The following is a 12,276-nucleotide window of genomic DNA, read 5'->3' on the forward strand; positions in this document are numbered from 1 at the left end:
CATCCCGTGTCGTTAATAAAGCTTACCGAGTATCCGTTCGCGCAGCGTCGGCGAAAGCCGATACCGTTGGGTGGAGTTGGTAAGAAGCCCACACTGAACTCAAAGAGTCAGTGTGGGAGTATGTCACTGATAATCCATCGGCTCGACTCTACAAAACTGGGGACTTAGCTCGGTATTTACCAGATGGCACTATTGAATTCCTCGGTCGCATTGACCATCAAGTCAAAATCCGAGGCTTCCGTATCGAACTCGGGGAAATTGAATCGGTGCTCAGTGACTACCAGCACGTGCAGGAATGCGTCGTTATCTGCCGGGAAGATACCCCAGGAAACAAGCGCCTGGTAGCCTATGTAGTTGGGGATGATGATCTTGACATCAGCGCCCTGAAAGAGTATATCAAACAGAAATTACCAGACTACATGGTTCCCAGTGTAGTGGTGCCCCTGACGTCATTACCCCTGTCTCCCAGTGGTAAAATAAACCGCAAAGCATTACCTGCCCCCTCTGCTGCCTTCAGCCAAAGTAGTGACTTCGTTGCACCGAAGACACAGAGTCAAATTCGGATCGCTAGTCTTTTTGCCGAAATTCTCTCCCTGCACCCTCAGAGCATTAGCCTTGATGATAGTTTCTTTGAGTTAGGTGGTCATTCCCTATTGGCCACTCAACTGATGTTTCGGATTCGTGAAGCCTTCGAGATTAATTTATCCCTAAGGGCATTGTTTGATTATCCCTCTGTTTCTGATTTGGCTAGTGCAATCGACCACGCTTTAGTAACTGGAGACTATCAATCCCAGACTTGGGATTTAGAAGCAGAAGCTGCTTTAGATCCAGATATTCAGCCATCAACTGCGATCGCGCCAATCGTCAGTCCAATGGAACGAATTTTCCTAACCGGTGCCACAGGTTTCTTGGGAATTCATTTACTTTCTGAACTCTTGACCACAACGGATGCTATTGTCTATTGCTTGGTTCGGGCTGATAATCGTGATGCTGGCAAAGAAAGACTATTGAGCAAGTTAGAAGCAACTGGATTATGGCGTGAGAATTTTACATCTCGAATTATTCCCATCATCGGAGATTTAGGAAGCAGTCGTTTTGGACTCTCAGCAACTGAGTATAATAATTTATGCCAAGATATTGATGTGGTTTATCACGCTGGAGCCTATGTTAATCATGTGTGGTCTTACCCTATTTTAAAAGATGCGAATGTTTTGGGAACCCAAGACGTGTTGAGACTGGCCAGTCTAGGGAAGCTCAAACCTGTTCATTACGTTTCTACCATCAGCGTGTTATCAACATCCCAAACTGATCAACCCATTCTCGAGTCAGCCACTGCCAATTATTATGATTTACCAAAAGTAGGCTATGTTCAGACCAAGTGGGTAGCAGAGCAGTTAGTTTGGGAAGCTGCCAAGCGCGGTTTGCCCATAACTATCTATCGACCTTCGAGGATTAGTGGTCACAGTCAAACCGGTGTGTCTAGTTTCGATGACTTACTCTCGCGACGGGTGAAAGGATGTATTCGACTCAAATGTTTTCCTAGCTGGAGTGGTTTAGCAGAAAACCTTGTCCCAGTAGATTATGTCAGCCGAGCGATTGTTTGTCTGTCTCAACAAAAGAGTTTATTTGGGAAGGCATTCCATTTAATTAATCCCAAATCGGTGCATCTGAGGGAGATTTTTGACTGGGTGCGCTCCCTGGGCTATAGCTTACAAGAAATTGACTATACTGATTGGCGTTCTAAGTTGATAGAGGATATGGAAAATCCTCTCTACCCTTACTTACCTAACTTCCCGGAATCACCGTCGAACATAACAAACTTAATTGAGTACGATTGTCGCAATGTGGTTGATGGTTTAAGGGAAAGTGGTATCCAGTTACCGGAGGTTAATCAGGATTTATTTAAAACTTACCTCTGCTACTTTAGAGAAAGTGGATTTTTGGAGGATTGAACCTTTTTACTAGACTTCGCGGCAGTTGTCGGGAACAGGGAACAGCGATGCAGCGCGGTCTTGGGAAGGCAGCGCGGTCTTGGGGGTTCCCCCCACTCGCTATTGCCGTGGTTTCCCCCATGAGCGACTGCATCAAGACGGGAACAGGGAACAGTGGACAAGAATTGACGCAAAGCGATGCATCGCTTTCTTATGCCCCACACCCCACACCCCACCCCCTACACCCCACACCTGAGGTCAAAGTAAAAAACCTACCCTTATGAGCTTACTCCACCCCCTCCAATAACAGAGCCACTTGTTCAGGTGCAGGAAGTTGATTCTGCAACTGTTGTGGTAACGTTGAAACTATTCGATAAGTAGCAACACCAATCGGTTTGTTTGACTCCTTCAACGCATATTCCACAATCGTCTTATCCTTAGACTTACAAAGAATAATTCCTATGGCAGAATTCTCCTCTTCTAGCCTCACTTTGTCATCTAACGCTGCCAAATAAAACTGCATCTTGCCTATATATTCTGGCAAAAACTCCCCTATTTTTAAATCGATGGCTACCAAACATTTTAGATGGCGATGAAATAACAGCAAATCAATAAAATACTCTTTGTTGCTAATTTCTAAGCGATACTGACTGCCAATGAAAGCAAACATCCCTCCCATTTCCCGTAAAAATGGTTCGACCTTGGCTAGAATTGCTTGCTCTAACTGACGCTCACTGTACTGATCGGCTAGCTCCAAAAAATCAAAGATGTACTCATCTTTAACGGCTAACTTAGCTTGCTTACGAATATCCTCGGAAACTGTCTGTTCAAAATTAGTTTGATTCAGCAACGTTTTCTCGTAGGTTTGATTCTCTATTTGGTGAATCAAAACATTTTTTGTCCAGCCAAATTTCCGCGTCATCCGGATATAAAACTCTCGCTGTAAGTCATTTTTACACTTTTGCATAATCACCAAATTATGACTCCAAGCAATTTCTGCAACCATTGGTTGCAGTTTTTCATTTTGAGAGTAGGTGAGATATAAATTGCGCATATTCCAGATATTACGAACCGAAAAGCCACTGATACCTGGAAACTTCGCTTGTAAGTCTTTTGCTAGTTGTTCTACGACTGACTTACCCCAGGTTTCTCCCTGTTGACGGGTCACAATTAACCGTCCAATATCCCAATAAAGAGTAATTAATTCCTTGTTGACTGCTTTGAGGGATTGGTACTGGGCCTGGCGAATGCGCTCCTTGACTTCTACTAGTAGTTGCCGATACTTCCCTGAATCCAAGTCACTCATCTGGTTTCCGATTCAACAACATTTGTCCAAAAGGTGATCTTGACACTCCCCGGTCTAAAGACGCGGGGATTCTTCACTCAACGATCTAACTTGCTCGACCAGGCCGGAACCAGGAAGAGTAGAGGTCGGATCTCCTGAAGCGTTTAGGTTTTTGACAACCCAAGTTCCGGTGTGCCCCACCGTACTCAAGGCTCTTTTTAGGATATTTATGGCGGCATTGTGTTCGCGAAGCGGTTCCGAAGGAACATCTCTATCAAGTTCACATCCACATTTACAGGTGTGAGTCCTAGTTGATAGAGACTTTTTAACAACCTCACCGCAGTTGGAACAATTTTGGCTGGTATAGGCGGGATTTACTGCAACCGTTACCTTTCCAAATTTTGTGCCAAAATGCTCCATCCATTTCCTGAATTGATACCAACCTGCGTCATTAATAGACTTAGCAAGACAATGGTTTTTAGCCAGATTTTTTACCCTTAAATCTTCATAGGCAACCAGATCGTTAGATCGGACTACGCAACGCGCCATTCTCTTGGCATGTTCTTCACGCTGCCTACTTATTTTAAGGTGATGTCTGCCTAGTCTATTAATGGCCTTTTTACGGTTAGATGAGCCTTTCTTTTTTCTAGAAACTCTGCGCTGATAGAACTTAAGGCGTTTTTCTCCCGTCCTGTAAAAACGGGGGTTAGGTTCAGTGTTACCAGTGGAATCAGTATAGAACTCTTTTAGTCCAACATCCAGGCCGACAGCCGTTCCAGTTGGTTCTAATTCTTCTTTGATGTCAACTGAAATACAAAACTGGACATAGTAGCCATCAGCTCGACGGACTATCCGAACCCGCTTAATCTGTTTTTTATCGAAACGCCATAAGTCCCATGTACCTTTAATTTTGAGTTTTCCAATCCCCTTCTTGTCACTAAATGTAATTGACTTCTTGTCAGGGGACAACTTCCAGCCAGACTGTTTATACTCCACTGAACGGCAGTTTTTCTGGAATTTAGGAAAGCCTTTTTTGCCGGGTACCTTTTTCTTACAGTTATCAAAGAACCGAATGATTGATGACCATGCTCTTTCGGCACTAGACTGACGAGCTGTAGAGTTCAACTCATTAGCAAAAGGGAAATTATTGGCTAGAACTGCACTGTATTTGTTAAGGTCAAATTTATTAACCCCTTTATTGTCCATCCAATATCTGAGACAACTATTGCGAATGAATTTAACAGTCCGAATAGCCTCATCAATAGCGAAATATTGATGTTTATTTCCTTTCGCTTTAAACTCTAGTATGATCATCAGCTTCGACCTCAACTGTATCCATTTTTATTCTACAACACCTAGACTAAGATTCCGGATTTTTAAAGAATATTTTTCACAGGCGGCTAAAGCCGCTATTCGCTTTCATCCCCGGTCTAAAGACACGGGGTTTTCAGCGTTTCGATTTTTATAACAAAGGTAAAGCAGTCAGCGGTCAGCGGTCAGCGGTCAGCCATTGGCCTTTGGCTGATAGCTGATAGCTGACCACTGACTACTTAGTTACCCATTCAATTTTCGGTGTTGCTGATTCTGGGTATGATTGAGCCCCCCTAGGGCGTGTTTTCAAAGTTTTCCGCAAGATTATGATCCCCCCCAGCCCCCCTTAAAAAAGGGGGGAGCCATACTCAAAGTCCCCCTTTTTTAAGGGGGATAATGGGGGATCTCCGAGGCAATAAAACACGCCCTAGCCCCCCAATTTTGGGGGGAACAAAACTCTTAAAGTCCCCCAAAGTTGGGGGATTTAGGGGGCTTGCCCAAAACCAAAAGATCCTGCATTGATACTTCAATTCAGCAACCCCCAATTTTCCCTCAAATCCTCTGTCGAGAATCCTCAATATCATTCCTTAGCTCCTCTAGCTTCCCTTGTGCCTCTGGATCTTCCAAATTAAAAAGCTTTTGGTAAATTCCCTCAGCAGCCTCTAGCCATTCAACTGCTTCAGCAAACTCTTCTAGGTTGTGGGCAATCTCACCAAGCTGTTCTTGAATTTCCGCCTGCAATGGCAAATTGTTAGCTTTTTTGGCTAGTGCCAGGGCTGTGCGGTAACGCTGCTGAGCCTGTCGCTTTAGTCCAATGCGCTTATACATATCAGCTTGGAGCTGATAAATGGCAGGATTTTCTGTACCAGCTTTGATTCTTGTTTCTAAAACCTCAATGGCATTCTGATTGAGACAAGTGTTGGGGTAATTTAGATCTTGGCAAGTGCTGTGATACAGATGAGCTTTTTTCTGAGCTTTGGCATCTGCATCCAGATTTTGTGTCTCAATCTGAGCTAGGTTCTTATTCAGCTCCTGCTCCTGGTCATCGGTCAGCAGGGCAATGGTGGGAGCTGGATCTTGATTGGGATTTTCAAGTGAAGACACATCGGTACTAGCAGTCACCACTATAAAATAATCCCGATCCCGTCGGAGTTCGGAGCTATCAGGATAATCAACTATGGCTTCAGATACCCGTTTTTCCCACACTGGTGTTGCCAAATCCTTGATAGTAACATCATAGTGGCTGGCTTCTTTCACCCCATGCCAGCGCAGGGTCAGGGGTTGATTAGGACGTAGTGCTGTATTCCTCGGACTGATCAGGTAGGGAAAGTCTTCATTCTCGATGCCACGTCCAGGTGCTAGGTTATCTCCCGGTCGGAACAATATTCCTGAATTTGGGCAAACTTCAGACACCTTCAAAGCTTTTCCTAAAGGAACTTGCCAATTACTGAGATCACTGCAGGAAACTGTAGCAGAGGACTGAGGGTTTTTGACCCAGATCTGGTCTGTTAGCTTGAGACGATCTCCTTGGTGAGCTCGATCATAACCAAACCACAGGCGACGTTTCACTTGAACATCTCCTGTGACAGCTGCGATGTAGTACAGACCTTCAGCCGGAATAGTTGCTGGAGCCGCGATCGCGATTAAAACGGTGGAAAGTAGGGAGATGGAGAATAGACGTTTCCAAATCATGGCCTTTGTTTCTGTTGTTGAGCTTTCTGAATACGTTCATTAGCTAGATGTAACCAGGTGTCTTCTTCTGGAATTAAACGATTTCCTATTCCTAAATCATTAGCTAGATCTAGCCATTTGTTTGCTTTTGAAATACTGAGATTTGTGATGATTAAATTGCGACAATGTTCCCATTGCTTGAGAGATTCTTTGGCAGCTTCAGGTTTTTTCTGGCGTTCAAGTACCTGAGCTAAAATACAAGAGGCAGAGGCACGATTGGGCAGATAGTTTGCTACCTTTGGATTCTTGGCAATTTTGAGAGCTTTTTCCAGAGCAATCTTAGCTTCATCATCCCGGTTTTGTTTGAATCTTACCCACCCTAAATTTTTATATAAATTGTACTGATCCTCTGGATAAACTGATTGCTCTGTGGTTAATTTTAGACCTTCAACTAAAAGGTTTGCCGCTTTAGGATAGTCCCCTTCTAGAATGTAGAGTCTGGCCAAGTTGTTGTATGCCCTAGGAATTTTGGCACTTACCGCCAGCTGGTACTCTTGCTTTGATTTCTTGAGCTGTAACCAGTCTTCATAGACTACGGCCAGGTTGTAATGGGCCTTAGCATTATCAGGATCAAGGGCAATTGCTCTTTGGTAGTCGGCTTCAGCACTACTAAGCTCACCGGCTCGATAGTGCTCTAAGCCACGTTCACCGTAACTATCTGAAATTCTAGGTAGGCTAAACCAAAACCCTAGCAATCCCAACAGTAGAGCCATGGTGGAGAGAAACTTAGTTTCAGCATGAAGAAACTTAGGCACCTTCAAACCAGTTAACAATTCCTCAAAACCTTTTTTCAATGCTTCTGAGAAATCGTTATCTTTTTGCTCTTCTTCAGTAAGGTCACTTTTGGCTTTTAGCAGAGTGATCAGAGTTGGTACAATGATGGCGGAAGTGCCAGCCACACCGGGACCACCACTTAAGAAACGACTGGCAATGTTGACTAGCAGAGCCAGACTGACACTCCAACCTCCAAAGGTCAGACCCTTAAACACCCAGTCGTAACGATCTAGCCGATGAGGAGGACGCTGTTGATCCAGATACCACCACCAGCCGTTAGGCTTTGCTGGTAGACTGTGGCGATAGGTAGAAAGTGCCAGAGCTTGGTCAATCCGTTGTTTGTGTTGTTGGAGTTGGGCATCTAGCTCATGGATGCACTCTAGAAGCTCTGCAGGTATGAAGGGTTCCTGTTTGAGGGCATTGTGGAGTGCATCTCTCGCACACAGAATCTCTAGAGCTTGTTGATGACTCAAGGTAGAATCTGTGGCTAGGGACTGGAGGGCAGCTCGATATTGACTTAGCACCAATGTATGATAGGGCATGCTATTGGGTTTGACTGACTACATTTGACTTAATCTGACTTCTAACTTCTGACTTCTGCCTTCTAACTTCTGACTTCTGCCTTCTGACTTCTGCCTTCTGCCTTCTGACTTCTGAATGGTTTCCAGTTACCAGAATTGATGAAAGCTGCCCAGAAATAGGGGTGCTGGTATTTTTGATTTTTTTGCTGCATCTCTAGTTGAGCCTCTCTCATGGCCTCGCTACGTCCTAGACCCTGATTTAACTTCTGATAGTAGGAGACCATCAGCTCTTTAGTAGACTGATCGTCCACTTGCCAGAGGCTGATCACCTGGCTTTGGGAACCAGCCAGCACCAAGGCTCGCCGCAAACCATAGACTCCTTCTCCTTGGGACAGTTCACCTCGTCCCGTTTCACAGGCAGAGAGTACCACCAACTCACTACCGTAGAGATTCAGCCCCGATGCCTCCAATGCTGTCAGCACCCCATCCTGGACTACATCGGCAAGGTTGCCACTTTGATAATTCTGAACCCCAGCCAGCACTAGTCCAGAGTTCAACAGAGTCAGCCTAGACCGCAATAAGGGATTTTTTTCCACCAGAGAGTCAACCCGTTGATTGCCCTCAAAGAAGCCATGAGTGGCAATGTGCAGAATACTGGGACGATTAACTTGCTTGATCACCGCTTCAGTTGCCTGTCGCCCAAGCCAGAGTTGAGCTTGGGGTAAGATTTTAGCAATGGCTTTAGCCTCATCTTTGCTTGCTGGTAGAGGGGGAAGCTTACGCTGGGGCCAATTCCCCGAACGGGTAGGGTTTTGAGCTAATTCAACCGTTTCACCAGGTTTTCCGAAAATGGGGTCAGCAATCAGCACTGGCGGCTGCTGAGGTGGGGCTTGAACAGGGAAACGCAGCACGTCTCGCCCGGAGGTAAGGTAGGTAACGGTAACGTTTTCAATCAGGAATTGGTTATTGTGATCCACCAGGGCTTCAAAGGGAATCACGTTGAGAGCCCCATCTGGTGAAATGATTAAGTGATTGCTATTACCAATTTGTTCTCGGATCGGAGCCAGTATGTCTATCTCTAATTTACGAGCAGCGTCTTTAACTCCGGAAATACGTATTCCAGGATTGCGGATAGCAGCGGTAAAATGTTTAATCCGTGTGTCTATTTCCTCTGCTAGTCCCAGGTCAATGCCTTTAAAACGACCATCGGAGTGTAAAGTATAGACAGCATAGCGGGGCTTGCCGAATTGCTGATTTGGAGGAGCTTTGGGGTTGAAGGGTCGGTATTGGAGGAATTCAATCAGAACTGCATCAGGGGGCAGTTGAGCTTGCACAGCTTCGAGGGTAGCGGCTTGAGTGGCACGTTGGAATTCAGCACTCTTGTCCAGAAGAACCTTCTCTTGGGTTTCCTTTTTTTCCGTCAGTTCTTGGAGTTGGGTTTGATAGTCATCAACAGACTGATTGCCCGGACCTTGATGGTAGAGTTTTGCCAGTTGAGCGCGAGTGTGGTTGAGTTGGTCGAAGCGTTGCTGGTTTTCAGAGGTAAGGTTTTGGCGTAAGCCTTGCCAGCTATTGGTGGTAGTATCCAGAATCCGACCTTTACGACGCACAATTGTGGTTAGTGCCAAATGGGCTGCCTTTTGATTGTTGGGAATGTGTTGGAGATGGAGGGAAATAGTTACATCTGTTGCACCAAAGAGCGTGTTGAGATAGTCTTGTTTTTGAGACTCAGAGCCGAATACAACATTGTAGTCGAGGTTTTTTTCTTCCAGCTCTAACCCTTGAATTAGGAGGTTGAGAGCAGAAGTAGGGTCTCCCTGTGCCCAGTAGAGTCCAGCCAGATTATTGAGGCTGGGTGCCACATGGGGATGGTCTTGACCAAGGAGTTTTTTCCTCAGTGCTAAGGCTTGTCGATAGAGGGGTTCGGCTTCACCATATCTGCCCTGTCTAAAGTAGAGTCCAGCCAGATTATTGAGGCTGTCTGCCACATGGGGATGGTCTTGACCAAGGAGTTTTTTCCTCAGTGCTAAGGCTTGTTGATAGAGGGTTTCAGCTTTATCATATCTGCCCTGGTTAGAGTAGAGTAATGCCAAATTATGGAGGCTGGTAGCGACATGGGGATGGTCTTCACCGAGGAGTTTTTTCCTCAGTGCTAAGGCTTGTTGTAAGAAGGGTTCGGCTTCACCATATCTGCCCTGGCTTAAGTAGAGTCCAGCCAGATTATTGAGGTTGTCTGCCACATCGGGATGGTCATCACCCAGGAGTTTTTTCCTCAGTGCTAAGGCTTGTTGATAGAGGGGTTCGGCTTTTTCATATCTGCCCTGGCTTTCGTAGAGTACAGCCAGATTATTGAGGCTGTCTGCCACATGGGGATGGTCTTGACCAAGGAGTTTTTTCCTCAGTGCTAAGGCTTGTCGATAGAGGGGTTCCGCTTCACCATATCTGGCCTGGCTTAAGTAGAGTAATGCCAGATAATTGAGGCTGTCTGCCACATGGGGATGGTCTTGACCAAGGAGTTTTTTCCTCAGTGCTAAGGCTTGTCGATAGAGGGGTTCGGCTTCACCATATCTGCCCTGGCTTAAGTAGAGTCCAGCCAGATTATTGAGGCTGGTTGCCACATGGGGATGGTCCTGACCAAGGAGTTTTTTCCTCAGTGCTAAGGCTTGTCGAAAGAGGGGTTCGGCTTCACCATATCTGGCCTGGCTTAAGTAGAGTAATGCCAGATAATTGAGGCTTTCTGCCACATCGGGATGGTCTTGACCAAGGAGTTTTTTCCTCAGTGCTAAGGCTTGTCGAAAGAGGGGTTCGGCTTCACCATATCTGGCCTGGCTAAAGTAGAGTCCAGCCAGATAATTGAGGCTTTCTGCCACATCGGGATGGTCTTGACCCAGGAGCTTTGTCAACAGTGCTAAGGCTTGTTGTAATAGGGGTTCCGCTTCACCATATCTGCCCTGGCTAAAGTAGAGTCCAGCCAGATTATTGAGGCTGTGTGCCACATGGGGATCGTCTTGACCAAGGAGTTTTTTCCAAAGTGCTAAGGCTTGTCGATAGAGGGGTTCGGCTTCACCATATCTGCCCTGACTTTCGTAGAGTCCAGCCAGATTATTGAGGCTGTCTGCCACATGGGGATGGTTCTCACCAAGGAGTTTTTTCTTCAGTGCTAAGGCTTGTCGATAGAGGGGTTCGGCTTCACCATATCTGCCCTGGCTAAAGTAGAGTCCAGCCAGATTATTGAGGCTGGTTGCTACATCGGGATGGTCTTCACCGAGGAGTTTTTTCCTCAGTGCTAAGGCTTGTCGAAACAGGGGTTCGGCTTCACCATATCTGCCCTGGCTAAAGTAGAGTCCAGCCAGATTATTGAGGCTAGTTGCTACATCAGGGTGTTCCTCTCCCAAGACTTCCCGCCGAATCTCTAATGCTCTCTCAGCTAGGGGCATCGCTTCTGAGTACTTTCCTTGCTGATAAAGCTCCAATGCTTGCTGATTGAGTTGAGAGGCTTTTGCTAGGGATAACTCTTCAGCCCTTTCACTCCCTGGTGAACTCAGTTGTTGAGCAATGATACTTTGCCCCCAGCTAGACCTAGGGAAAGCCACTCCCATTCCCATCACACCGACGACGGTGGCTAAAATCGCTGCTGGCTTGACACAGAGGTTTTGATTCATTGTTTGAACCTCCATTGGGGATAGTCAATAAACCTGATCAAAAGAAGTGGGGGTAATACAGTAGTGTGCCACCCACTATTGATTGTTCTACTGACGTTTTAGGGTTCAGGATTTATAGCAACGGAAGTATAGTTTAGGACATAGTTTTTTAGTGTAAAGGGAGCAGGGAGTCGGGAGTCGGGAGTCGGGAGTCGGGAGTCGGGAACAAGAATTATAACAATTTATACAGGGATTATTATAAACATTTCAACGCTCACGAATTGTCATAAAAAACTATAGTAAATCAACGTTTTATCCTAATAGCTAACCCTTTAAATCGTTAGATTAAATTCCTTGAGCGTTACTGGAGCGATAATTATTCCGTAAGCATTCAGCTATCAGCATTCAGCTATCAGCTATTGGCCATAAGCGAGGCTACTGTTTGCGCAGCGTCTGCGTAGCGTAATCGGTGCTTTTAAATAAAATAAGCTGACGGCACCTCAAGTAGCGTGAGCTTTTAGCTGACGGCTGACGGCTGACGGCTGAATTCTTACTTCCAAGCTTATTGAGTTTGAATAATTTCTGTAATGGGAATAGTTTAATTATCAGCAGACTCTAAGAATTTAATCGCACTCTTGCGGAATTTAATGGTCATTTTTAATCCAATCTGTCAGATCAGTCACGTCTTCAGTCTCATAGTCTTGAGGTAAACCAAAGGTAGTGTCAAGGTCTTGTTGCTCTTGATCACTAACGTAAAGCATTAACATATGACAGAGTAAGAGTCTTTCTTCTCTCAAAACTTCTCGGATGCTTTCTTTGATAAGTGTTTTTAAGTCTTGAGTTTCCATCGCTTTTGAATTAAAGGTTATTTTTGTAAATTATATAGCAAAGGGAACAGGGAACAGGGAACAGGGAACAGGGAGCAGGGAGTAGGGAGTAGGGAGTAGGGAGTAAAGAAAAAAAAAATAGCCGCAGAAATACTATCCACGACTATTTCAAATCTTGATGTCACAAAATTAGCAAACCTAACCTGATCAGATCCTATCTGATTCGACCAAAACCTTGGCCAGGGGGGAAACCCC

At 45.4% G+C, this 12,276-nt stretch carries 8 protein-coding genes and 1 pseudogene; 2 read left to right on the forward strand and 7 right to left on the reverse strand.

Annotated elements, in window-relative coordinates:
- Positions 1–110: 110 nt before the first annotated feature.
- Both F6K51_RS32735 and F6K51_RS32740 read left to right on the forward strand, forming a co-directional pair.
- The gene (locus F6K51_RS32735) at positions 111–1,952 is read left to right on the forward strand and encodes a thioester reductase domain-containing protein (protein WP_293028775.1); all 1,842 of its coding nucleotides are present in this window, start codon (positions 111–113) and stop codon (positions 1,950–1,952) included.
- The gene (locus tag F6K51_RS32740) at positions 1,949–2,215 is read left to right on the forward strand and encodes a hypothetical protein (protein WP_293028778.1); all 267 of its coding nucleotides are present in this window, start codon (positions 1,949–1,951) and stop codon (positions 2,213–2,215) included. The genes F6K51_RS32735 and F6K51_RS32740 overlap by 4 nt, the downstream gene beginning before the upstream one ends.
- A gap of 2 nt (positions 2,216–2,217) precedes the next feature.
- Here F6K51_RS32740 and F6K51_RS32745 read toward each other — a convergent pair whose 3' ends face one another.
- From F6K51_RS32745 to F6K51_RS32775, 7 genes and pseudogenes are all read right to left on the reverse strand, one after another.
- The gene (locus F6K51_RS32745; protein ID WP_293028781.1) at positions 2,218–3,237 is read right to left on the reverse strand and encodes a PDDEXK nuclease domain-containing protein; all 1,020 of its coding nucleotides are present in this window, start codon (positions 3,235–3,237) and stop codon (positions 2,218–2,220) included.
- 54 nt (positions 3,238–3,291) lie between these two features.
- The gene (locus F6K51_RS32750; protein ID WP_293028784.1) at positions 3,292–4,530 is read right to left on the reverse strand and encodes a transposase; all 1,239 of its coding nucleotides are present in this window, start codon (positions 4,528–4,530) and stop codon (positions 3,292–3,294) included.
- A gap of 549 nt (positions 4,531–5,079) precedes the next feature.
- Positions 5,080–6,219 carry a tetratricopeptide repeat protein gene (locus F6K51_RS32755; protein ID WP_293028788.1) on the reverse strand — a complete coding sequence of 380 codons (1,140 nt, stop codon included), beginning with the start codon at positions 6,217–6,219 and terminating at the stop codon, positions 5,080–5,082.
- Positions 6,216–7,574, reverse strand: coding sequence for a tetratricopeptide repeat protein (locus F6K51_RS32760; protein WP_293028791.1), 1,359 nt, complete (start codon positions 7,572–7,574; stop codon positions 6,216–6,218). Before F6K51_RS32760 ends, F6K51_RS32755 begins: the two co-directional genes overlap by 4 nt.
- Positions 7,575–7,636: 62 nt before the next feature.
- Positions 7,637–11,215 (reverse strand): tetratricopeptide repeat protein, encoded by a 3,579-nt coding sequence (locus F6K51_RS32765; protein ID WP_293028794.1) that lies wholly within the window; start codon positions 11,213–11,215, stop codon positions 7,637–7,639.
- Positions 11,216–11,838: 623 nt separating this feature from the next.
- A complete protein-coding gene (locus F6K51_RS32770) occupies positions 11,839–12,042 on the reverse strand; it encodes a hypothetical protein (protein ID WP_293028798.1) in 204 nt (67 codons plus the stop codon).
- 17 nt (positions 12,043–12,059) lie between these two features.
- A pseudogene (locus F6K51_RS32775) lies at positions 12,060–12,276 on the reverse strand (hypothetical protein); the annotation flags it as partial.

This window comes from Moorena sp. SIO3I8 (assembly GCF_010692325.1).
Taxonomy (GTDB): Bacteria; Cyanobacteriota; Cyanobacteriia; order Cyanobacteriales; family Coleofasciculaceae; genus Moorena.